Genomic DNA, 23,331 nt, shown 5'->3' on the forward strand with positions numbered 1-23,331 from the left:
CCGACGACCGGCCGCATCATCAATCACATGTCGTACGCGCTCTATATGCCGCCGAAAACCAGCGGCGAGCCGATGCCGCTTGTCGTGATGCTGCACGGTTGCAAGCAGAACGCGGACGAATTCGCGCAAGGCACACGCATCAATCTGCTTGCCGACCGGTACGGATTCGCGGTGCTCTATCCCGAACAGTCGAAGCACGATCACCCGCATCGCTGTTGGCGCTGGTATGACGATTCCGGCAGCGGAGGCGGCGGCGAGGCCGCGTCTGTCGTGTCGCTCGTGAGCGCGATGGTCGAGGAGCACGATCTCGATCCGGAGCGCGTCTACCTCGCGGGCATGTCCGCCGGCGCGGGACTCGCGGCGCTGCTCGCCGTGCGTTATCCGCATGTGTTCGCGGCCGTCGGCCTGCATTCGGGCGTGGTCTTCGGCGAGGCGCGTTCGGCCATTGGCGCGATGGACGTTATGCGCCGCGGCGCCCGTGGCGATCCTGTCGCGCTGATCGACGCGGCCGTCGACGTTCGTAACTATCCGGGCATGCCGGCGATCATCACGCACGGAGAACTGGATTCGGTGGTGACAGCCGCGAACGCCGAGCAGCTTGCCAAGCAGTTTCTGCGGCTGAACGGCTTCATCGACGCGGCGGGCAACCGTCGCGCGGGCGAGACGCGTGAGGAAGCGCATTCGGACGGTGTCGTCACGGATTATTTCAAGAGTGGCCGGCGCGTCGTGAAGACGTCGATCGTGCGCGGCCTCGGCCATTCGTGGGCGGGCGGCGACGATACCGTGGCGTTTCACTCGTCGAAGGGCCCCGACTCGTCGGCGGTGATGTGGGAGTTCTTCAAGCACCAACGGCGTCCGGCCGAGGCGGCGCGCAACGCATACGTCGCCTGAAGTCCGACGTCCGGCGTTTCGAGTGTTGTAATTTAGTCTTTAGTATCAGCGTTCTAGCGTTTAGGGCTGGTGTTTGATCAGGGATTACCCTATAATCTGTCTCATAGGTAGTAACCCTAGTATTCAAGCGAGGTCCACCATGTTTCTGATCAGCCGCCTTTTCCTGTTCCTGACCAAGTCCGCCGACCAGCGCGATCGCGCTCGCGACGACGCTTATCTTGCCGAAGCAACTGACATCTACGATCTCGAATATCGTATGAAGAGGCTGGATCAGCGTGCGGCGGGTCGTCATCCGTCGTGGATGTCGAACTAAGCTTTTGAAGGTTAAACGCCAGTCGATTACCGGTGTTTTCCCCACGACGCAAAGTTGAAAATGCCGGCTAAGGCCGGCATTTTCGTTTCCGCTCGCTTTGCGTTAGATGACCTTCACGCGCACATCCACGTTGTTGCGCGTTGCGTTCGAGTACGGACAAACCTTGTGCGCGGCATCGACCAGCGACTGAGCTTCCGTCGCGTCGAGCCCCGGCAGCGAAACGCGCAATTCGATATCCAGCTTGAAGCCGCCTGCATCGATAGGTCCGACGCCTACGTCGGCTGTCACGGTTGTATCGGCCGGAACTGCGAACTTTTGCTGGCCCGCGACGAACTTCATCGCTGAAAGGAAGCACGCCGAATAGCCCGCGGCGAACAATTGCTCTGGATTCGTGCCGGCCGCGCCGGACCCACCCAGTTCCTTCGGGGCGCTCAGTTTCACGTTCAGTTGCTCGTCCGAGGAAATCGCGCGGCCGTCGCGCCCGCCGGTGCTCGTCGCCGTTGCCTTGTACAGGATGCTCATCATTTCTCTCCGTGTGTTGCGGTTGTCAGATCGATGTTGCGTTCACCACGGCGCTAAATATATCGCGATAATAATTAGTGTACAAATTAAAATATAACGATCCCGCTGTTAGGGCGTCGCTATCAATGCGAGTCAGTGGCCGAGATATTCGGTGAGGGATGCGCGTAGCCGCACCAGATCGCCGCGCAGGCGCAGCATCGCGTCGACGTCGGAACCCGAGGCGCAGTAGATTTCGTTCGGAATCGCGCGCGCGGATTGTTTGAGCGCGCTGCCGGCGTTCGTCAAGCGGATATGAACCTGACGCTCGTCCTCGACGCCGCGCACGCGCTCGACATAACCCTGCGCTTCCAGGCGCTTGAGCAACGGCGTCATCGTCGCGGAGTCGAGCGAGAGCCGCGCGGCGATTTCCTTCACCGTGAGGTCGTCGGCTTCCCAGAGCACGAGCATCGTCAGGTATTGCGGATACGTCAGCGCGAGCTTCTCCAGCAGTGGCTTGTACGCCTTCGTCATCGCGAGCGAGGTCGAATAGAGCGCGAAGCACAACTGCTGATCGAGTTCGAGCGGAAACTCGGGCAAAGCGTTTGACGAAGTCATGACAAAGGCGCGGCGGATGGGCCGGAACGGCCGATCTCGCTAGTGTACGTGCAATGCTTCGCGCACGAACTATTGTCGCGCCCGTTCATGGAGCGCGACATCCGGTCAGGCGCTGGGCGTGTCGGTCACGTCGGGAATGTCCGGCGTGTCGGGAGACTGCACGCCAAAACACCCGCGATAGGTTGCGTAGAACGAGCAATACAGCGCGGTCGTGACGATGATCGATGCCGGCATCAGCACCGCGAGCGCCACTTCCTGCCCCGCGCCGAGCGCCTGCATCAGCGCCGTGAGGCCGAACGAAACCGCGAGCGCGATGGCGATCCACAGCACGCCGTAAAAAATGAACGCGCCGCGGTTGCGCCAGCACGAGACGAGGCTGAAGAACAGCGCCTTCGCGGGCGGCACGTCGTGCCATGCGACGAGAACCGGCGCGAACCAGAACAGCATCGCGACCGGCAGATAGCACGCCATCGCGACGAGCACCGCGAGCGGGCTGAAGCTCGCGGCGACGGTCTCCGGATCGCCGGCGGGACCGTCGCCCATCATGATGTTGAGCAGCGTGCCTCCGTCCACAAGCGCCGACGCCGCGAAGATCAGCATCATCGCGACGATGTACAGCGCGCCCAGCGCGAGCAGTCTGCGCGCGACGACGCTGCCGTAAGAACGGAATCCGTCGACGAGAACGGTCGGCCAGACGGGCTTGCCCGCGATCGTGTTGCGGCACGCCGCCATGAAGCCGACGGCGATGCCCGGAATGAAGAGCAGCGGCAACAACGGGCCGACGAGCGGCACGCGCGAAATCAGCGTCATCACGAACAGGTACGCGAAGAACACCGTGAGAAAAGCAAACGGGTTGCGGCGGAACAGCCAGATGCCTTGACGGAACCACACGTAGCCGGTCTTGGCTGGAACTTCGATCAGTTGCATGTCGCTGGTTATCGATTGTCGGGAGAAGCGGCTTTGACGCGTTCGTGCAGAATGCGTTCGAAATGGCCGGGATCGTGGGCTTTGAGCATCTGCGCTTCGCGCGGACGATGAAAGTCGAAAAGGCGCGAGACCCAGAAGCGCATGGCGCCGGCGCGCAGCATGTCGTTCCAGTGACGCTCTTCGGCGGGCGTGAACGGACGCACCGTCTGATAGGCGCGCAGCATCGCATCGACGCGCGCGGGATCGAGCACGCCGGTGGCGAGGTCGATGCACCAGTCGTTCACCGTCACGGCGACATCGAAAAGCCACTTGTCGATGCCCGCGAAGTAGAAATCGAAGAAGCCGCCGAGGCGCGCGTGCTCGCGGCCGTGCGCGAACAGCACATTGTCGCGGAACAGATCGCAATGGCACGGGCCTTCTGGCAGCGACGCGTAATCCGCCGAGCCGAAGAATGCAGCCTGATGCGCGAGTTCATCGTCGAATAATTCGCGCTGCTCGCGGCTCAGAAATTCGACGATCGACGGCGCCTTTTGCTGCCACCACGAAAGGCTGCGCAGATTCGGCTGATGCTGCGAGAAGTCGCGTCCGGCGAGGTGCAGGCGCGCGAGCATTTGCCCCACTTCGATGCAATGCGCGGGCGTCGGCGCGAGTTCGGGCGCGCCCTCTAGTTTCGTCACGATCGACGCGGGCTTGCCGTGCAGCAGGCCGAAGAGCGAGCCGTCGCGGCGCGGCATCGGATCGGGCACGGGCACGCGATGCGACGCGAGATGGCGCATCAGATCGAGATAAAACGGCAGTTGCGTCGCCGTGAGATTCTCGAAGATCGTGAGCACGTACTCGCCGTGCGTCGTCGTGAGAAAGAAATTGCTGTTCTCGATGCCCGACTGAATGCCGCGAAATTCGACGACATCGCCGAGATCGAAGTCTTGCAGCCAGTCGCCGAGATCGGCGTTGGTGACGGGAGTAAAGACGGCCATGCGGGAAACGTCGGTCAGGTTGGACGGCCAGAAGCGGGCCTGTGAAGAGTGGCGCCGGGCATGCAGCCACAGCGCCGCGACCCGCCCGGAAGGAGCGGGTCCGAAGCCATTTTTACGAGATCAATAATGCAGGTTGATCGACGGCAGGCGCGTACTTGCCTTGCCGTTGTCGCGCACTTGCGGCGATGTGTCGGCCGGTGCGCTCATCTGATAGCGCGTGCCGAAATTCGAACGCACGTCGATTTCGACGGGCTTGCCCTTGTCGCGAAACTCGGTGATTTCGGTGCCGTTGGTGCTCAGTTCGTGATAGCTCGGGGTGCGCGGCGGCGAAATCTCGACTTTCGAGCTGACGTTCGCGGGCGGACGGTTGATGGCTTTCAGATCGGGCAGGCCCGCGGCTTCTTCCGGCGACATCTTCTGCGCGGCCGGTTGAGGTGCTGCGTTGGCGGCCTGCTGCGCCGGCTGCGCGAATGCGGCGACGCTTGCTGCGGCGAGGACTGCCGCGACGGCGGCGCAAAGGTGCGGCTTCATGATGATTCTCCAGGCGATGGCCGGATTCTAACAAAACGATTGCTGACTGAGCGGCGAGCGCGGAGCCAACGCCTTATTTTGCGCCGCTTTCGCTGATTTTGACTTCGAAAGACAAAAAGGTGTTGCGAGGCGTGTTCGCACGCACTCACACAAAGAGGGACTTCATGGATCGCGCATTCTTCCGTGTTAATGTCGATTCATTACGAGGGCATTGTAGAAAGACACAAGATCATGACAAACGACCGGACTCAAAGCACGCAGGGCACACCCGCCAACGATTTTCCAACCGAATCCTTCGAAGATCCCGCCGCGGCCGTGGCGCGTCTGTCGGCTATCTATGAAGCGAATACCGCATTTCTGCGCGATGCGTTCGCGCGCTATCGTCGCAACGAGCAGTTCACGCATCGCGTGCGCGCCTGCTATCCGTTCGTGCGCGTGCGCACCGAGCTCAACTCGCAGATCGATTCGCGGCGCTCATATGGCTTCGTGGCGGGGCCGGGCATCTACGAAACGACGCTGACACGTCCCGATCTTTTCGGCGACTACTATCGCGAGCAGTTGCGACTGCTGACGAAAAACCATCACGTGGGCCTTGAAGTCGGCGTGTCCGCGCATCCCATTCCGATTCACTTCGCGTTCGCCGAAGGCATTCATCTCGAAGGCGATCTCGACCGCGACCGGCTGCTCGCGATGCGCAACATCTTCGATACGCCCGACCTCGCGCTGCTCGACGATCGCATCGTCAACGGCACGTATGAGCCGGGTCCGGGCGAGCCGCATCCGCTCGCGCTCTTCACGGCGGCGCGCGTCGATTTCTCGCTGCATCGGTTGAGGCACTACACGGCGACGTCGCCCACGCATTTTCAGAACTACGTGCTGTATACGAACTACCAGTTCTATATCGACGAGTTCGTGAAGCTCGGCCGCACGATGATGTCGCGCGCCGACGACGAGGAAACGCGCGCGTATCGCAGCGAGTATTCGTCGTTCGTCGAACCGGGCGATGTCATCACGTATAACGCGAATCTCGGCGAGCAGCCGGAAGAAGGCTCGCAAGCCGCCCGTCTGCCGCAGATGCCCGCGTATCACCTGAAACGCGCGGACGGCAGCGGTATCACGATGGTGAACATCGGCGTGGGGCCGTCGAACGCGAAGACGATCACGGATCACATCGCGGTGCTGCGCCCACATGCGTGGATCATGCTCGGGCACTGCGCGGGCTTGCGCAATACGCAGCGTTTGGGCGACTACGTGCTCGCGCATGGTTATGTGCGCGAAGATCACGTGCTCGACGACGATTTGCCGCTGTGGGTGCCGGTGCCCGCGCTCGCGGAAGTGCAGGTCGCGCTGGAGCGCGCGGTCGCGCAGGTGACGCAACTCGAAGGCGTCGAACTGAAGCGCGTGATGCGCACGGGTACCGTTGCGAGCGTCGACAACCGTAACTGGGAATTGCGCGATCATCGCGAGCCGGTGCGGCGGTTGTCGCAAAGCCGCGCGGTGGCGCTCGATATGGAAAGCGCAACCATTGCCGCGAATGGCTTCCGTTTCCGCGTGCCCTACGGGACGTTGCTATGCGTCTCCGACAAACCGCTGCATGGCGAGTTGAAGCTGCCCGGAATGGCCGATCAGTTTTATCGTGCGCAAGTGGACCAGCATTTGCAGATCGGGGTCAAGGCGATGGAGTTGCTGCGAGAGAACGGCTTGTCGAGGCTGCATAGCCGGAAGTTGCGCAGCTTCGCGGAAGTCGCGTTCCAGTGATGCCTTCAGCTTGATACGGTGCGAGCGGTTCGCGAAACCGCTCGCACCGTATCTCGATCACAGATAGAACATCCGGTCTTCGTCCGACTTGCTTTCCGCCGGCTGCTCGACCGATTCCTCACGATCTTCATAGAAGCGAAGCACGGCCTCCAGCACCTGATCCGGATCGTCGATCACCTGCATCAGATCCAGATCCTTCGGGCTGATCACGCCGTTGGTCAGGAGCGTGTTCTTGAACCAGTCGAGCAGCCCGGCCCAGAACTCCGCGCCGACGAGCACGATAGGCACGTGACGCGACTTCTTCGTCTGAATGAGCGTGAGCACTTCGGCGAGTTCATCCAGCGTGCCGAAGCCGCCTGGCATCACCACGACCGCGTCCGAGTTCTTCACGAACGTGACCTTGCGCGTGAAGAAGTGACGGAAGCGCAGCGAGATATCCTGCCACTGGTTGCCCGATTGCTCGTGCGGCAGCTCGATATTCAAGCCCACCGAAGGCGATTTGCCCGCGTGCGCGCCCTTGTTCGCCGCTTCCATGATGCCCGGCCCGCCGCCCGAAATGACGGCGAAGCCCGCGTCGGAGAATTTCTGCGCGATTTCGATCGTGCGCTGATAGTACGGCGACTCCGGTTTCAGACGCGCCGAACCATAGATGCTGATGGCAGGGCGGATCTCCGAGAGGTACTCGGTCGCCTCGATAAACTCTGCCATAATCGTGAACATCTGCCACGATGCGCGAGCCTTCTTGGCCGTCGCGCGCTCTTGATCTGCGAGCGATCGCAGACTCGGAATCACTTTTCTCTTGTTCATAATGCCTGAAGAACTAAGTCTTGAAGGTAAGACCCTGCTATTGGTCGACGGTTCTAGTTACTTGTACCGGGCCTATCATGCAATGCCGGACTTACGAGGCCCCGACGGCGGGCCCACCGGCGCTCTGTATGGAATGATCAACATGCTGCGGCGCTTGCGGCGCGAAATCAATGCAGAGTATAGCGCGTGCGTATTTGATGCCAAAGGCAAGACTTTTCGCGACGACTGGTACGCCGAATACAAGGCCAACCGCCCCTCGATGCCGGAAGACCTCTCCCGCCAGATCGAACCGATTCACGTCGCCGTGCGCGCGCTCGGCTGGCCGCTCGTGATGATCGAAGGCGTCGAAGCGGACGACGTCATCGGCACGCTCGCGGTCGCAGCCGAGAAGCGCGGCATGAAGGTGATCGTGTCGACGGGCGACAAGGATCTGGCTCAGCTCGTGACGGATCATGTCACCCTCATCAATACGATGACCAACGAAACGCTCGACCGCGCCGGCGTGCTCACGAAGTTCGGTGTGCCGCCGGAGCGTATCGTCGACTATTTGTCGCTCATCGGCGATACCGTCGATAACGTGCCGGGCGTCGAAAAATGCGGTCCGAAGACAGCGCTCAAGTGGCTCACGCAATACGACACCCTTGATGGCATCGTAGAACATGCGAGCGAGATCAAGGGTGCGGTAGGAGACAATCTGCGCAAGGCTCTGGACTTCCTGCCGATGGCGAGAAAGCTCGTTACCGTGCACACCGAATGCGACCTCGCTTCGCAGATCGAGTCCATCGACGATACGCTCGTCACGCGTCCCGAATCGCGTGACGAACTGCGCGACGTGTTCATGCGTCATGGCTTCAAGACATGGCTGCGCGAAATCGAAATCGCCGATGCCGTCGAAGGCCCGACCGATACGCCGCCCGCCGAAGTCACCGAAATCGTGCATCACTACGAGACCGTGCAGACGTGGGAGCAGTTCGATGCGTGGCTCAAGCGCATAGACGAGGCGCAGATCACGTCCTTCGATAGCGAGACCACGTCACTCGATCCGATGACCGCGCAGATCGTCGGCATGTCGTTCTCGATCGAGCCGGGGCATGCGGCTTATATTCCGGTCGCGCATCGCGGGCCGGACGCGCCCGAGCAGTTGCCGCGCGACGAAGTGCTCGCGAAGCTCAAGCCGTGGCTCGAAGATGCATCGAAGAAAAAGGTCGGTCAACATCTGAAGTACGACGAGCAGGTGCTCGCCAATTACGGCATCGAGATGCGCGGCGTCGAGCACGACACGCTGCTGCAATCGTACGTGCTCGAATCGCATCGTCCGCACGATATGGACAACCTCGCGTTGCGCCATCTCGGCGTGAAGACGATCAAGTACGAAGACGTCGCCGGCAAGGGCGCATCGCAGATCGGTTTCGATGAAGTGCCGCTCGACCAGGCCTCGGCTTATGCTGCCGAAGACGCCGATATCACGCTGCGTCTGCATCTTGCGCTCTATCCGCAAGTGGCTCAGGAGGAAGGCTTGTTGCGCGTGTATCGCGACATCGAAATGCCGACTTCGCGCGTGCTGCGCAAGATGGAACGCAACGGAGTCCTGATCGATCGCGCGCGGCTCGAAACGCAGAGCAACGAGATCGGCAAGCGTCTCATCGATTTGCAGGCGCAGGCTTACGAACTCGCGGGCGGCGAGTTCAATCTCGGCTCGCCGAAACAGATCGGCCAGATCTTCTTCGAGAAGCTGCAACTGCCGGTCGTGAAGAAAACGCCGAGCGGCGCGCCTTCCACCGATGAAGAAGTGCTGCAGAAGCTCGCGGATGACTATCCGCTGCCGAAGGTGCTGCTCGAACATCGCGGGCTGTCCAAGCTCAAGTCCACCTACACGGACAAGCTGCCGCGCATGGTCAACGCATCGACGGGACGCGTGCATACGAACTATGCGCAGGCCGTCGCGGTGACGGGGCGTTTGTCGTCGAACGAGCCGAACCTGCAGAACATTCCGGTGCGCACGGGCGAAGGGCGGCGCATTCGCGAAGCGTTCATTGCATCGCCCGGCTGCAAGATCGTATCGGCTGATTATTCGCAGATCGAACTGCGCATCATGGCGCATATCTCCGGCGACGGATCGCTGATGCGCGCTTTCAAGGAAGGCGAAGACGTGCATCGCGCGACGGCTTCGGAAGTGTTCGGCGTGACGCCGCTCGAAGTCGATCACGATCAGCGCCGCATCGCGAAGGTCATCAATTTCGGCCTGATCTATGGCATGAGTTCGTTCGGACTCGCGTCGAATCTCGGCATCACGCGCGATGCGGCGAAGCTCTATATCGACCGCTATTTCGCGCGTTATCCCGGCGTTGCCGCGTACATGGAGAACACGCGCGTGATCGCGAAGGCGAATGGCTTCGTCGAGACCGTGTTCGGCCGGCGGCTCTGGCTACCCGAGATCAATGGCGGCAGCGGGCCGCGTCGGCAGGCGGCGGAACGCGCCGCGATCAACGCGCCGATGCAGGGCACGGCCGCCGATCTCATCAAGCTCTCCATGATCGCCGTGCAGGACTGGCTCGAAGCGTCGGGCATGGGCGCGAAAATGATCATGCAGGTACACGATGAACTCGTGCTCGAAGTGCCCGAGGAGGCGCTGCCCGAGGTCAGGAAGCGCTTACCTGAACTGATGTGCGGCGTCGCGAAGCTGAAGGTGCCGCTCGTTGCGGAAGTCGGCGTCGGCAATAACTGGGAAGAAGCGCACTGAAGGCGCACTGAAATTCTTTGCGCAAGACATATGCGGCACATGTCGCATATGTCCGACATCTCGGTGACGCGCTTGTGACTGTCATCGAAGCTCCGCACAATGTTCAATCGAGGAAGATAAGCACGAAGGCCGATCGAATATAAAAACACAGGGAGAGTTCCATGCATCGCTTCATCATCATCGGCGGAGGCGCTGGCGGCCTCGAACTCGCAACTCGTCTCGGCGACCGCTTCGGCTCGACGGATGGCAAAGCGCCGCCGAAAGCGCAAGTCACGCTCGTCGACCGCAATCCGACGCATATCTGGAAGCCGCTCCTGCATGAGGTCGCAGCGGGCAGCATGGACCCGTTCACGCAAGAGCTCGAATACGCGGCGCAAGCCTTGTGGCACGGCTTCGAATTTCAGCAGGGCGAACTCGTCGGACTGAATCGTGCGACGAGGCGCATCACGATCGGTGCGTTGCGCGATGAAGAAGCAGGCGAACTTCTGCCCGAACGCGAGCTGGAGTACGACACGCTCGTCATCGCGATCGGCAGCACGACGCATTTCTTCGGCGTCGAAGGCGCGCAGCAGAACTCGATTGCGCTCGATACGGTCGGGCAGGCGGAACTCTTCCGCAAGCGCCTGATCGCTGCCTGCATGCGCGCGGAACACTTCGCGCCGGAGCCTGTCGCGGCGGGCGTGGACGAAGTCGAGGAAGATCCGGGCGTCGATCCCGTGCCGCGCATTCAGGTGGCGATCGTCGGCGCGGGCGCAACAGGCGTCGAATTGTCGGCGGAATTGCGCAACACCGCGCAAGTGCTTTCCGCATACGGATTGCACAAGCTCGATCCGAAGCACGATATCGGCATCGTGCTGATCGAGGCCGGGCCGCGCATTCTGCCCGCGTTGCAGGAGCGCGTGTCCAGCGCGACGGCGGAACTGCTGACCAAGCTCGGCGTGAAGCTGATGACGGGCGAAACGGTCGCGCAGGTATCGCGCGATACGATCCACACGGCGAGCGGCAAGACGATTCGCGCGGATCTCACGGTCTGGGCGGCGGGCATCAAGGCGCCCGCGATCCTCGACAATCTCGACGGTCTTCCCACCAATCGTCTCGGCCAGCTCGTCGTGCGCCGCACGCTGCAAACCGAAGCCGACGATAACGTCTTCGCACTCGGCGATTGCGCCGCGTGTCCGTGGCCCGGCAACGAGCGCAACGTGCCGCCGCGCGCGCAGGCCGCGCATCAGCAGGCGAGTTTTTTGTTCAAGTCGTTCGAGCGGATGCTGCAGGGCAAGCCGCTGCGCGAGTACACGTATCGCGATTTCGGCTCGCTGGTGTCGCTCGGCCATTACAGCGCGGTCGGCAGTCTGATGGGTGGGCTGATCGGCGGCAACATGCTGATCGAAGGGCTCTTCGCGCGCTTCATGTACATGTCGCTGTATCGCCTGCACGTGGCCGCGCTGCACGGCTATGCGCGCATGGTGCTCGATACCGTCGCGCACTGGCTGCGCCGCTCCACCGCGCCGCGCGTCAAGCTGCACTGACACGGAATAGAACGCCTGCGTCGTTCGTTGAAAGCTGTTTAGAATGGGCGGCGCGCGAGAAGGCGACGCATTTCGTTCGCTTGCCCTTTCGCCGTCGGGCAGCACCGCGCGTCGTGACGCCTCGAACACGTCGCGCGGATTTCAACGATCCACGCCGTCGCGCGATCCAGCACACGCGGCGACGGCCTTGCCGCGGGAGCTTCGTATGCTAGACCCAGAAGTCGACAGCCTCATTCCGCACGTCCCGTTCAACCGGCGCAATTTCATCAAGGCGACCTTCGGCACCGGCTTCGCGGCCGCCGTGCTGCCGGTGTCCGCGCAAACCATTCATACCGACAGTAACGGGCTGGAAGCCGGCGCCATCGGCATACGCGGCGCGGACGGCACGCTCGTGCCCGCGTACCGCGCGCAACCGAAGGGCAAGACGCATCTGCCGGTCATCATCGTGATTCACGAGATTTTCGGCGTCCACGAGCATATTGCAGACGTGTGCCGGCGCTTCGCGAAGCTGGGTTATCTCGCCATCGCGCCCGATCTCTACACGCGTCAGGGCGATGCATCGGCCTACAAGTCGATGCAGCAACTCAACGAGCAACTCGTGTCGAAAGTGCCCGATTCGCAGGTGATCTCCGACATCGATCAGACGGTCAAATGGGCGGGCGAGCACGGCGGCGATCCGAAGCGCGTGGGCATAACGGGGTTCTGCTGGGGCGGACGCATCGCGTGGCTCTATGCCGAGCACAATCCCAACTTGAAGGCCGCGGTGGCGTGGTACGGGCGGCTCGCTGGCAACAAGACCGAGAACACGCCGACCAATCCGATCGACCTCGCGAGCCAGATCAAGGTGCCGGTGCTCGGGCTCTATGGCCGGCAGGATCAGAGCATTCCGCAGGACACGATCGAGCAGATGGCTCAGGCGCTCGCCAACGACCCGCCGCCCGCGAGTAACTCGCAGTTCGTCGTGTACGACAACGCGCCGCATGCGTTCTTCGCGGATTATCGGCCGAGCTATCGCAAGGCCGATGCCGAGGACGGCTGGAAGCGCGCGCTCGCGTGGTTCCGCGAGCACGGCGTCAAATAACGACGCTTAAGGGTTCGCGCCGGTCGCAACCGGCCGGCCCGGATCGGCGCTCCACTCGCTCCACGAGCCGGGATAGAGCGCCGCGCCGTGCAGGCCGGCGATCTCCATCGCGAGCACGTTGTGGCATGCCGTTACGCCCGAGCCGCATTGCAGGACGATGCGGTCCGCCGGCGTCGTGCCGACGAGCGAGCTGAACGTCTCGCGCAGTTCGTGCGCGGTCTTGAAGCGGCCTTCCGCCGTCAGATTGTTCTTGAAGAAATGATTCAGCGCGCCGGGAATGTGCCCGCCGACGGGATCGATCGTCTCGTTCTCGCCGCGATAGCGGTCGGCGGCGCGCGCATCGATGAGCAGATGATCGCGCGTGCCGATGCTGCGCTCGATTGCCTGGGCATCGATCGTCACCTGAAGCGGCGCGCCGGCCTTGAATGTGCCCTGTGTTTTCGGCGGCACGGCGGTGTCGAGCGAACTGCCCGCGGCTTCCCAAGCCTGCAGGCCGCCATCGAGCAGCGCGACGGAATCGTGTCCGAGCCAGCGCAGAAGCCACCATAGACGCGCGGCGTACATGCCGCCGTGCGCATCGTAGGCGACCACTTGCTGGCCTTCGTTCAGACCAAAGCTCGCCAGCTTGGCGACGAGGGCGGCGCGCTCCGGCAAAGGATGACGCCCGTTCGTGCCGGTCTTGACGCCGGACAGATCTCGATCCAGATGGAGATAGTGCGCGCCGGGAATATGCCCTTGCGCATAGGCCGTTTCGCCCGATTCGGGCGCGGCGAGATCGAAGCGGCAATCGAAGACGAGCACGCTGCCGGGCGCGGCGGCGAGCCGTTCGGCGAGATTGGTCGCCGAAATGAGCGTGGTGTAGTGAGTGTGCGGCATGACGGCTCCTGAAGCGGCGCTTGCAATGCGGGGATGAGCCAATAGTCTAAAAGAAAAAACGGGCCCGAAAGCCCGTCTTTTCCTATGTCCGAAGGCAAACCCGCAAGCGCGTTCAGATAGCCCCGAGTTGATGCCGCAAGAACTCGTGGAAATGCTGCATGCCGGATTCCATCGGACTCTGATACGGCCCGACCTGATTTTCGCCGCGCGACATCAGCGCGCGGCGGCCGGCGTCCATGCGTTCGGCGATTTCGTCGTCTTCGAGCGCGGTTTCCATATACGCGGCGCGTTCCGCCTCGATGAACTCACGCTCGAAGAGCGCGATTTCCTCGGGGTAATAGAACTCGACGATGTTCGTCGTCTTTTGCGTGCCTTGCGGAATGAGCCACGACACGACCAGCACGTGCGGATACCACTCGATCATCAGGCCCGGGTAATAGACCATCCAGATCGCGCCGAATTCGGGCGGCGCGCCGTTGCGAAAACGCAGGACTTCGTCGTGCCACTTGCGATAGGTCGGGCTGCCCGGCTTTTCCAGATTCTTGTGCACGCCGACGGTCTGCACGCTGTACCAGTCGCCGAATTCCCATTCGAGGTTGTCGCACGACACGAAGCTGCCGAGTCCCGGATGGAACGGCGCGACGTGATAGTCCTCCAGATAAACCTCGATGAAGGTCTTCCAGTTGTAGTTGCACTCGTGCACTTCGACGTGATCGAACATGAAGCCCGAAAAATCGAAATGCCTTGCCGTGCCAAGTCTCGCGAGATCCGCGGCGACGTTGCGGCCCTCCGATTCGAAGAGCAGGCCTTGCCAGTTCTGCAGCGAAGTCTTGCCGAGGTTCAGGCAGGGTTTGTCCGCGAAATGCGGCGCGCCGAGCAGTTGACCGTCGAGATCGTAGGTCCAGCGATGCAGCGGACAGACGATGTTGTCCGCGCTGCCGCGGCCATTGAGCATGATCGCCTGGCGATGGCGGCATACGTTCGACAGCAGTTCGATACTGTTCTGCCGATTACGGACGAGCACGCGCCCTTCGCCTTCGCCCGGAAGCGCGAAATAGTTTCCCGCGTCGGGAACCATGAGTTCGTGCCCGACGTAGCGTGGACCTTGCTTGAAAAGTGTGTCGAGTTCGCGCGTAAGAAGCGCTTCGTCAAAATAAGCCGTGACCGGCAACTGACTGTGAATGGCATTCAGCTGCAATGCATTGCTCAGATTGGACATTCCCACTCCCGATGAAAACGTGAAAGCAGTGAACAACCCAACCATCGAAGATTCGATTTAGGGAGCCCGCGATTATACCGAAATCCCCATTTTTGGGGTGCTTAAGGTGTTGATTTGGGTATAAATTGTCGCGAGAGTTCCGCACAATCGCCGCGTCAAAGTGCGCGGATCGCACGCGCTGCGGCGTTTGGCGGACAATGCCGGAAAGCAGCCTTAGCGGTTCCGCCTGGACGGGATGCGGGTCGAAATATTGGCTTTTGCCGTAGAATGTGCGACTTGGTTCCAAATATTCAATTGAACATCCACGATTCATGGCGAAGACCGCTGTCCAGGAAACAGGCGAGCAAACCGGCACGAGCGCGCAGAGCGCGGACGCCGCGCAGCTTCCGGAGAACTACGAGGCAGCGCTGGCAGAACTCGAATCGCTCGTCGCGCGCATGGAAGAAGGCGCGCTGAGCCTCGAAGAATCGCTTGCGGCATACCGCCGCGGCGCAGCGCTTGTCGGCTTTTGCCAACAACAACTTGAAAAGGTCGAGCAGCAGGTACGCGTTCTCGATGGCGAGACGCTTAAGCCGTTGCCCGCCGAGGTACAGCGCGCCACCCAGGGTGCCGGAGCGACTAACGACAACGGGGACGACGACCTATGACCTTCGATCAATGGATGCGCGCGACGCTCGATCGCGTCGAGACGGCGCTCGAACACTATCTGCCGGGCACGGACATCGCGCCGGCGCGCCTGCACGAGGCCATGCGCTATGCGGTGCTGGGCGGCGGCAAGCGCGTGCGGCCGCTGCTCGTCCACGCGGCGGGCGAACTGACCGGCGCGAGCGCGCACGCCGCCGAAGCGGCGAGCGCCGCGCTCGAAATGATTCACGTCTATTCGTTGGTGCATGACGACATGCCTGCCATGGATGACGACGCATTACGTCGCGGCAAGCCTACCGTACACATCCAATATGACGAAGCGACGGCACTGCTCGTCGGTGACGCGCTGCAATCGCAGGCGTTCGTCGCGCTGACGACCGAAGGCAATGGTCTGAACGATGCCCAGCAAGCCGCGCTCGTGCGCGAACTGGCGGTTGCGAGCGGCTCGCTCGGCATGGCCGGCGGGCAGGCGATCGATCTGGAAAGCGTCGGCCGCAAGCTGTCGCGCCCTGAACTTGAGACAATGCATCGCAAGAAAACCGGTGCGCTGTTGCGCGCGTCGGTGCGCATGGGCGCGCTCGCGGGCACGCATCCCGGCGCGGACGCCTTGACGTCGCTGGACCAGTATGCGGCCGCGATCGGCCTCGCCTTCCAGGTCGTCGACGACATCCTGGACGTCACCGCCGATTCCGCCACGCTCGGCAAAACCGCCGGCAAGGACGCGCAGCACGACAAGCCCACTTATGTGTCGATCATCGGGCTCGATGCGTCGCGTGAGCTCGCCACGCGGCTCGGCCGCGACGCGCACGCCGCGATCCAGCCGTTCGGCGCGCGTGGCCAGCGTCTGGCCGAGCTTGCCGATCTGGTTGTGAACCGGGTGAATTGATTGTTGAACGCGTGACGAACCCCACGGCGCGACCGGCCAAATCCGAAACAATCGCGCCGAACGAATCACGCCAGTTTTCCTAAAATGGGACGACGATGTACGACTTGCTGAAAACCATCGACGATCCGGCCGATTTGCGCGCCCTGGATCGCCGCCAACTGCAACCGCTGGCCGACGAGCTGCGAGCCTACGTGCTCGACAGCGTGTCCCAGACGGGCGGCCATCTGTCGTCCAATCTGGGCACGGTCGAGCTGACGATCGCGTTGCACTATGTGTTCGATACGCCTAATGACCGAATCGTCTGGGACGTCGGTCATCAGACGTATCCGCACAAGATCCTGACCGGCCGACGCGATCAGATGCCCGGGCTGCGCCAGTTCGGCGGCATTTCCGGCTTTCCGCGCCGCGCCGAGTCCGAATACGACACCTTCGGCACCGCGCATTCCAGCACGTCGATTTCGGCGGCGCTCGGCATGGCTATCGCCAACAAGCTGCAAGGCGACAACCGCTATTCGATCGCCGTGATCGGCGACGGCGCGATGACTGCGGGCATGGCCTTCGAGGCGATGAACAACGCAGGCGTCGCCGACGACGTGCCGCTGCTCGTCATCCTGAACGACAACGACATGTCGATCTCGCCGCCGGTCGGCGCGCTCAATCGCCATCTCGCGCGTCTGATGTCGGGCCGCTTCTACGCCGCCGCGCGCGCGGGCGTCGAGCGCGTGTTGCGCCATGCGCCGCCGGTGCTCGACCTCGCGCGCAAGCTCGAAGAGCACGCGAAGGGCATGATCGTGCCGGCTACGCTGTTCGAAGAGTTCGGCTTCAACTACATCGGGCCGATCGACGGTCACGATCTCGATTCGCTCGTCCCGACGCTGCAGAACATCAAGGAACTGCGCGGTCCGCAATTCCTGCACGTCGTCACGAAGAAAGGGCAGGGCTACAAGCTCGCCGAAGCCGATCCGGTGCTCTATCACGGCCCTGGCAAATTCAATCCGGCTGAAGGCATCAAGCCATCGACGGCGCCTTCGAAGAAGACTTACACGCAGGTGTTCGGCGAATGGCTGTGCGACGCCGCCGCCCAAGATTCGCGCGTGGTCGGCATCACGCCGGCGATGCGAGAAGGCTCCGGCATGGTCGAGTTCGAGAAGCGTTTCCCGGAGCGTTATTTCGATGTCGGCATCGCCGAGCAGCACGCCGTGACGTTCGCGGGCGGGCTGGCCGCGGACGGCATGAAGCCGGTCGTCGCTATCTATTCGACCTTCCTGCAACGCGGGTATGACCAGCTCATCCACGATGTCGCGCTGCAGAACTTGCCGGTGGTGTTCGCCATCGACCGCGCGGGTCTCGTCGGCGCGGACGGCGCGACGCACGCGGGCAACTACGATCTCGCGTTCCTGCGCTGCATTCCGAATATGACGGTGATGGCGGCATCGGACGAAAACGAGTGCCGCCAGATGCTCTACACGGCGCTGCAGCAGCCGAATCCGACGGCCGTGCGCTATCCGCGCGGCGCGGGCACGGGTGTGGCGACCGTCAAGCAAATGACCGCGATTCCCGTCGGCCGTGGCGAGATTCGCCGCGAGTCGTCGCAAAAGCTGGGCTCGGGCAAGCGCATCGCGATCTGCGCGTTCGGCACGATGGTCGCGCCGTCGCTCGCCGCCGCCGAAGAGCTGGATCTGACCGTCGCCAACATGCGCTTCGTGAAGCCGGTCGACGCCGATCTGCTGCGCGAACTCGCCGCCACGCACGACGCCATCGTGACGATCGAAGAAGGCGCGATCATGGGCGGCGCAGGTTCGGCGTGCGTCGAAGCGCTGCTGGCCAGTTCCGTCGTGAAGCCCGTGCTGCAGCTCGGCCTGCCCGACGCTTTCATCGATCACGGCGATCCGGCCAAGCTGCTGTCGAGCGTCGGACTGGACGCGGCCGGCATCGTTAAATCGATTCGCGAGCGCTTCATCAACGCAATCGAAAGCGCCAACGCAGGCAAGCTGACCAAGCGCGTCGCCTGACGACGCTTGGCTCGAACGGCGCGCTCGGGGCGCGCCGTGCATCAACGCTTTGGCACACGGCGCGGGCATCGACCCGCGCCGTGTGCGCTTAAACGTTTCGAACCGCTCGCGTCTCGCGCGGCGCGCAGCGCATAAGGACAAAACAAATGAATCAGATGAATCCCGCCTTCGTCATGCCCGACGTTCAGAGCACGCCCGACACGCGCCAGATCGCGATTCAGCGTGTCGGCGTAAAGGGCGTGCGCTATCCGCTGACGGTGTTGACGGAACACGGGCTCAAGCCGACCGTCGGCGTCTGGAATCTCGACGTTCATCTGCCTGCCGAGCAGAAGGGCACGCACATGTCGCGTTTCGTCGCGTTGCTGGAGGAGAATCGGCTGCCCGTCGATCAGCACGCGCTGCGCGGGCTGCTAGCCCTGATGCTGGCGAAACTCGAAGCACATTCGGGCTGCATCGAAGTGACGATGCCGTACTTCGTGATGAAGACCGCGCCTGTCTCGGGCGTGAAAAGCCTGCTGGACTACGAAGTGACGTTCATCGCCGAGCGGCGCGACGGCGACACGCGCATGTCGATCAAAGTGCTCGTGCCGGTCACGAGCCTGTGTCCGTGTTCGAAGCAGATTTCGCAGTATGGCGCGCACAACCAGCGCTCGCACGTCACGATCGCGGCGGAACTGGCGGACGAGATCGCCGTCGAGGATCTGATCCGCATCGCGGAGGAAGAGGCGTCGTGCGAGCTGTGGGGCCTGCTGAAGCGCCCCGACGAGAAGTTCGTGACCGAGCGCGCGTATGAAAATCCTAAGTTCGTCGAAGACCTCGTGCGCGATGTCGCCACGCGTCTGAACGCCGACGAACGCATCGTCGCTTATACGCTCGAAGCGGAGAATTTCGAGTCGATTCACAATCACAGCGCGTATGCGGTGATCGAGCGCGACAAGCGCTGCGACGCCTGAGCGTCGGATCGAGAGCCGGTCGTCGAACCAGCTCTTTTTTCTATGCGAGCGCCGTTTCCGAGGAAACGTGCGCTTCCCGCACCGATTCCACCACGAGCGACGCGAGCCGTTCGACCAGCGGCGATGCCTTTCCCGACGCGCGATGCAGCGCGAGCGGAATCGATGGCAGCGCGGGCAGGCCGCCTTCGCCGGTATCGAGCGGGCGGACGGTCGACGGCAGGCCGTAGCTCGTTCGCACGGTGACGCCGAGCCCTGCCGCCGCCGCCGCCCACAGTCCTGACAGGCTCGGGCTCGTGAACGCCACACGCCACTTGATGCCCGCGCGGTCGAGCGCCGCCGCGGCCGCGCTGTGAAAGAGACACGGACGATCGAAGGCGATGAGCGGCAAGGGCTCGTCGGCGTCGAAATGCCAGGGCACGGCCGATGACGCGATCCAGCGCATCGACGGCGCGGCGATCGGTTCGGGCAGATTCGACGCCTGGCTTTCGTCCGGCACGCCCGCCGCGCCCCACACGAGCGCGAGATCGAGCTGGCCGCCGCCGATACGCTCAAGCAGCTCGGTATTGCGCGCGACCCGCGCCTCGATACGCACCTTCGGATGCGCCCGCGCGAAGCGGCCGAGCACGTCCGGGAGCACGACTTCGCCGAAATCTTCCTGCAAGCCGAGCCGGATCCAGCCTTCCAGATCGACGCCGCGCACCGCGACCGCCGCTTCGTCGTTCAACTCGACGAGACGCCGCGCGTAGTTGAGCATGACTTCGCCCGCATCGGTGAGCGCGAGCCCGCGCCCCGATTTGCGAAACAGCGGCGTGCCCGCCTGTTCTTCCAGCTTGTGAATCTGGGCGCTCACGGCGGACGTCGAACGCCCGACACGATCCGCCGCCTTCGCGAAGCTGCCGAGATCCACGCCAGCGACGAAGCTGCGCAGCACCGCGAGATCGAAGGTCGTCTGGGTCATGGTGATCATCCTGATTTGATGAGCGATTCATCGCAAACTTTGCGATTTTCAGGATGATGCTAAACCTCCAAACTGGTCGCAGTCAAATTTTCGATGGACTGCGACATGGCGACTTCTCTCGTACTGAATTCGACGAAAACATCCGCGCTCGGTGGTGGGCATCGGTGGAAAGTGCTGGGCGTCGGTGTCGCGGCGAACGCGAGCGTGTCCGCCGCCGCGACAGGCTTTCCGACGACCGCCGTCTGGGTGCGCAGCGCCTACCATCTGAGCGACGGGCATCTGGGCGTCGTGCTGGGCGCGCTGGGGCTGGGCGTCGCGCTGTCCGAATTGCCGTGGGGCGTTCTGACCGACAAGTGGGGCGATCGTCCCGTCCTGCTGACCGGGCTATTTTCGACGGCCGCGATGCTCGTCGCGATGACCCTCTTCGCGACGCCCGCCACGGCGAGCTTCGGCTGGCTCGTCTTCGCGATGTGCGCGCTCGGTCTGCTCGGCGGCAGCGTCAACGGATCGAGCGGGCGCGCGGTGATGGCGTGGTTCGGGGAAGGCGAGCGCGGTCTCGCGATGAGCATTCGCCAGACGGCGGTGCCGCTGGGCGGCGGCATCGGCGCGGCGTTGCTGCCGTGGCTCGCGTCGTCGCATGGTTTCGGGGCCGTGTTCGGCGCGCTGGCGGCGATGTGCGCGCTATCCGGCGTGTTCGCCTGGCGCTGGCTGCATGAACCGCCCGAAGCGAGCCATCGGGCGATTCCGAGCGACAGCGCCGCGCCGCTGAAAAACGGGCTGGTCTGGCGGGTCGTGCTGGGCATCGGCATATTGTGCGTGCCGCAATTCGCGGTGCTGAGCTTCGCGACGATATTCATGCACGACGCCGCGCGCTTCGGCCTGACGGCGATCAGCGCGACGATGGCCACGCTCCAGATCGGCGCGATCGCGATGCGCGTCTGGAGCGGCCGCCACACGGACCGGCACGGCAATCGCCGCGCGTATCTGCGCGTTTCGACTATCGTGGCGTGCGCGTCGTTCGTCGCGCTCGGAATCGCGACGGCTTTCGGCGCGGTCCATTGGCCCGTGCTGCTTGCGGCGATGCTGATTTTCGCGGGTGTGTGCGTGTCGGCGTGGCACGGCGTCGCGTACACGGAACTGGCGACGCTCGCGGGCACCGCGCGCGCCGGCACCGCTCTCGGCATGGCGAACACGGCCGTCTTCGTCCGCTTTTTCGTGACGCCGCTCGCCATCCCGCATGTGCTCGCGATCGGTTCCTGGCCGATGGTCTGGCTCGTCGCGGGCGTGTGCGCGTCGCTCGCGTGGCCGTTGTTTCCGAGGCCCGCGCGCGCTTAAACTGGCCGTCCACGCCATCTCGACCATGCGGAGCGCATCGTGATTCTCATCGGCCAATACGATTCCCCGTTCGTGCGGCGCGTGGCCATCGCGCTGAGGCTTTACGACATGGAGTATGAACATCGTCCGTGGTCGACATTCAGCGACGCCGACAAGATCGCGCCCTACAACCCGCTGTGCCGCGTGCCGACGCTCGTGCTCGATTCGGGCGATACGCTCATCGAGAGCGCGATGATTCTCGACTATCTCGACGAAGAGGCGGGCGACGCGCGCGCGATGGTTCCATCGGGCGGACCGGAGCGCCGTCAGGCGTTGAAGATCTGCGCGCTTGCGACGGGCCTCGCCGACAAGGCCGTCGCGCTCGTCTACGAACGCGTGCTGCACAAGCATAAATCGCAGACGTGGCTCGATCGCTGCACGGGACAGGTCGAGCGCGTATTGAACGCGCTGGAGGCGGACCGCGCCGCGCGCGCGACGCCTTACTGGTTCGGCGATGCGATCGGCCACGCGGATATCGCCGTGGCCTGCGCACTGCGTTTCGCGCGCGAGGCGCATCCGGAAATTTTCACTTCGACGCGCTGGCCGACGCTCATCGGCCATAGCGATCGCTGCGAGACGCTGCCCGTCTTCAAGGCGATCGTGCAGCCGTTCAACCCGCCGCGATAAAAAGATTCAGGCGCGCGCGAGCGACGTGAGATCCCAGCGCGGCTTCACGGTGAACGCGTAGTCGCGCACGGCCTGCTCCGGCCAGCGCGACAACCGAAGCGCACCCGCCAGCGCGATCATTGCGCCGTTGTCGGTGCACAGCGACAGGTCGGGATAATGGACGTCGAAACGACGCTTTTTCGCCGCCGCCGACAGCGCCTCGCGCAGCTGCCGGTTCGCGCCGACGCCGCCCGCCACGACGAGCCGCTTCAGTCCCGTCTTTTTCAACGCGGCGAGCGATTTGGCGACGAGCACATCCACGGCCGCATCGACGAAACCGCGCGCGAGATCGGCTTTCGCCTGCTCGCAGACGTTGTTGCCGAGCTTGCGGCTTTGCGTGAGCACGGCCGTTTTCAGGCCGCTGAAGCTGAAATCGAGATCGCCGGAATGGAGCATCGGACGCGGCAGCGCGACCGCGCCCGGCGTACCGAATTCCGCGAGACGCGAGACTTCCGGTCCGCCCGGATAGCCTAGTCCGAGCAGTTTCGCCGTCTTGTCGAAGGCTTCGCCGGCGGCATCGTCCAGCGTTTCGCCGAGCGTCTCGTAGACGCCGACGTCGGTCACGCGCATCAGTTGCGTGTGCCCGCCCGACACGAGCAGCGCGACGAACGGGAACGGCGGCGGCGCGTCGACCAGCAACGGCGACAGCAGATGCCCTTCCAGATGATGGATGCCGACGGTCGGCTTGTCCCACGCCATTGCTAGCGCATTCGCGATGCTCGCGCCGACGAGCAGCGCGCCCGCGAGTCCCGGCCCTTGCGTGAACGCGATGGCGTCGATGTCGCCGCGTTGCGCGCCGGACTCGTCGAGCACTTCCTCCAGAAGCGGCAGCGCGCGCCGGATGTGATCGCGCGAAGCCAGCTCCGGCACGACGCCGCCGTAATCGCGATGCATCGCGATCTGCGAGTGAAGGGCGTGCGAAAGCAGACCGCGCTCGGTGTCGTAGAGGGCGAGGCCGGTTTCGTCGCAGGAGCTTTCGATGCCGAGAACGAGCATGGGAGTGACGCTTTGGAGGGAACAAAAAAGTATAGCAGCGGCGCACCTTTAGCGTTTTGCGGTTCGGAACGCCCGCCGC

22 protein-coding genes are annotated in these 23,331 nt (G+C 63.2%); 12 read left to right on the forward strand and 10 right to left on the reverse strand.

The features are described from left to right. Together AWB82_RS00005 and AWB82_RS00010 are read left to right on the forward strand one after the other, a co-directional pair. The coding region (locus tag AWB82_RS00005; RefSeq protein WP_086964582.1) for an extracellular catalytic domain type 1 short-chain-length polyhydroxyalkanoate depolymerase at positions 1-891 on the forward strand (891 nt) is incomplete at its 5' end. Positions 892-1,030: 139 nt separating this feature from the next. After that, positions 1,031-1,204, forward strand: coding sequence for a DUF3563 family protein (locus AWB82_RS00010; RefSeq protein WP_086964586.1), 174 nt, complete (start codon positions 1,031-1,033; stop codon positions 1,202-1,204). A gap of 102 nt (positions 1,205-1,306) precedes the next feature. On the opposite strand, the gene AWB82_RS00015 is transcribed toward AWB82_RS00010, so the two are convergent. From AWB82_RS00015 to AWB82_RS00035, 5 genes are all read right to left on the reverse strand, one after another. Beyond that, positions 1,307-1,726 carry an organic hydroperoxide resistance protein gene (locus AWB82_RS00015; protein WP_086965123.1) on the reverse strand — a complete coding sequence of 140 codons (420 nt, stop codon included), beginning with the start codon at positions 1,724-1,726 and terminating at the stop codon, positions 1,307-1,309. Positions 1,727-1,858: 132 nt separating this feature from the next. Continuing rightward, positions 1,859-2,320 (reverse strand): MarR family winged helix-turn-helix transcriptional regulator, encoded by a 462-nt coding sequence (locus AWB82_RS00020; protein ID WP_086964588.1) that lies wholly within the window; start codon positions 2,318-2,320, stop codon positions 1,859-1,861. A gap of 105 nt (positions 2,321-2,425) precedes the next feature. Continuing rightward, positions 2,426-3,247 carry a BPSS1780 family membrane protein gene (locus AWB82_RS00025; RefSeq protein ID WP_086964590.1) on the reverse strand — a complete coding sequence of 274 codons (822 nt, stop codon included), beginning with the start codon at positions 3,245-3,247 and terminating at the stop codon, positions 2,426-2,428. Between the two features lie 8 nt (positions 3,248-3,255). Beyond that, entirely contained in the window at positions 3,256-4,224 is a 969-nt protein-coding gene (locus AWB82_RS00030) for a homoserine kinase (RefSeq protein ID WP_086964593.1), read from the reverse strand. A 120-nt stretch (positions 4,225-4,344) separates the two neighbouring features. Next, positions 4,345-4,755, reverse strand: coding sequence for a hypothetical protein (locus AWB82_RS00035; protein WP_086964595.1), 411 nt, complete (start codon positions 4,753-4,755; stop codon positions 4,345-4,347). Between the two features lie 231 nt (positions 4,756-4,986). On the opposite strand from AWB82_RS00035, the gene AWB82_RS00040 reads away from it, so the two are divergent. Then, positions 4,987-6,513 carry an AMP nucleosidase gene (locus AWB82_RS00040; RefSeq protein WP_086965124.1) on the forward strand — a complete coding sequence of 509 codons (1,527 nt, stop codon included), beginning with the start codon at positions 4,987-4,989 and terminating at the stop codon, positions 6,511-6,513. A gap of 57 nt (positions 6,514-6,570) precedes the next feature. On the opposite strand, the gene AWB82_RS00045 is transcribed toward AWB82_RS00040, so the two are convergent. Then, a complete protein-coding gene (locus AWB82_RS00045) occupies positions 6,571-7,320 on the reverse strand; it encodes an LOG family protein (protein ID WP_086964597.1) in 750 nt (249 codons plus the stop codon). Position 7,321: 1 nt separating this feature from the next. Between AWB82_RS00045 and polA the strand changes: the two genes are divergently transcribed. From polA to AWB82_RS00060, 3 genes are all read left to right on the forward strand, one after another. Continuing rightward, positions 7,322-10,060: a DNA polymerase I gene (gene polA, locus AWB82_RS00050; RefSeq protein WP_086964599.1), complete on the forward strand. Its 2,739-nt coding sequence runs from the start codon at positions 7,322-7,324 to the stop codon at positions 10,058-10,060. Between the two features lie 161 nt (positions 10,061-10,221). Beyond that, positions 10,222-11,586: an NAD(P)/FAD-dependent oxidoreductase gene (locus AWB82_RS00055; protein WP_086964601.1), complete on the forward strand. Its 1,365-nt coding sequence runs from the start codon at positions 10,222-10,224 to the stop codon at positions 11,584-11,586. Positions 11,587-11,791: 205 nt separating this feature from the next. After that, entirely contained in the window at positions 11,792-12,667 is an 876-nt protein-coding gene (locus tag AWB82_RS00060) for a dienelactone hydrolase family protein (RefSeq protein ID WP_086965126.1), read from the forward strand. Positions 12,668-12,673: 6 nt separating this feature from the next. Here AWB82_RS00060 and AWB82_RS00065 read toward each other — a convergent pair whose 3' ends face one another. Both AWB82_RS00065 and AWB82_RS00070 read right to left on the reverse strand, forming a co-directional pair. Beyond that, a complete protein-coding gene (locus AWB82_RS00065) occupies positions 12,674-13,543 on the reverse strand; it encodes a sulfurtransferase (RefSeq protein WP_086964603.1) in 870 nt (289 codons plus the stop codon). Positions 13,544-13,655: 112 nt separating this feature from the next. Beyond that, a complete protein-coding gene (locus AWB82_RS00070; RefSeq protein WP_086964605.1) occupies positions 13,656-14,762 on the reverse strand; it encodes an aromatic ring-hydroxylating oxygenase subunit alpha in 1,107 nt (368 codons plus the stop codon). Between the two features lie 311 nt (positions 14,763-15,073). Here AWB82_RS00070 and AWB82_RS00075 point away from each other — a divergent pair, with 311 nt between their 5' ends. From AWB82_RS00075 to folE2, 4 genes are all read left to right on the forward strand, one after another. After that, on the forward strand, positions 15,074-15,409 hold the full coding sequence (locus tag AWB82_RS00075) for an exodeoxyribonuclease VII small subunit (RefSeq protein WP_086964607.1): 336 nt from the start codon (positions 15,074-15,076) through the stop codon (positions 15,407-15,409). Continuing rightward, positions 15,406-16,293 (forward strand): polyprenyl synthetase family protein, encoded by an 888-nt coding sequence (locus tag AWB82_RS00080; protein ID WP_086964609.1) that lies wholly within the window; start codon positions 15,406-15,408, stop codon positions 16,291-16,293. The genes AWB82_RS00075 and AWB82_RS00080 overlap by 4 nt, the downstream gene beginning before the upstream one ends. A gap of 95 nt (positions 16,294-16,388) precedes the next feature. Beyond that, complete coding sequence (dxs, locus tag AWB82_RS00085) at positions 16,389-18,305, forward strand: 1-deoxy-D-xylulose-5-phosphate synthase (RefSeq protein ID WP_086964611.1); 1,917 nt, start codon at positions 16,389-16,391, stop codon at positions 18,303-18,305. A gap of 146 nt (positions 18,306-18,451) precedes the next feature. Then, a complete protein-coding gene (gene folE2, locus AWB82_RS00090) occupies positions 18,452-19,258 on the forward strand; it encodes a GTP cyclohydrolase FolE2 (RefSeq protein WP_086964613.1) in 807 nt (268 codons plus the stop codon). Positions 19,259-19,298: 40 nt separating this feature from the next. Here the strand turns inward: folE2 and AWB82_RS00095 are convergent, their stop codons facing one another. Further along, a complete protein-coding gene (locus tag AWB82_RS00095; protein ID WP_086965128.1) occupies positions 19,299-20,216 on the reverse strand; it encodes a LysR substrate-binding domain-containing protein in 918 nt (305 codons plus the stop codon). A 105-nt stretch (positions 20,217-20,321) separates the two neighbouring features. Here AWB82_RS00095 and AWB82_RS00100 point away from each other — a divergent pair, with 105 nt between their 5' ends. Beyond that, complete coding sequence (locus AWB82_RS00100; RefSeq protein ID WP_086965130.1) at positions 20,322-21,551, forward strand: MFS transporter; 1,230 nt, start codon at positions 20,322-20,324, stop codon at positions 21,549-21,551. A gap of 39 nt (positions 21,552-21,590) precedes the next feature. Continuing rightward, complete coding sequence (locus tag AWB82_RS00105; protein ID WP_086964615.1) at positions 21,591-22,217, forward strand: glutathione S-transferase family protein; 627 nt, start codon at positions 21,591-21,593, stop codon at positions 22,215-22,217. A gap of 6 nt (positions 22,218-22,223) precedes the next feature. Here the strand turns inward: AWB82_RS00105 and tsaD are convergent, their stop codons facing one another. Further along, positions 22,224-23,252, reverse strand: coding sequence for a tRNA (adenosine(37)-N6)-threonylcarbamoyltransferase complex transferase subunit TsaD (tsaD, locus tag AWB82_RS00110; RefSeq protein WP_086964617.1), 1,029 nt, complete (start codon positions 23,250-23,252; stop codon positions 22,224-22,226). Between the last annotated feature and the right edge of the window lie 79 nt (positions 23,253-23,331).

Origin of the sequence: Caballeronia glebae (assembly GCF_001545035.1) — a bacterium.
Taxonomy (GTDB): domain Bacteria; phylum Pseudomonadota; class Gammaproteobacteria; order Burkholderiales; family Burkholderiaceae; genus Caballeronia; species Caballeronia glebae.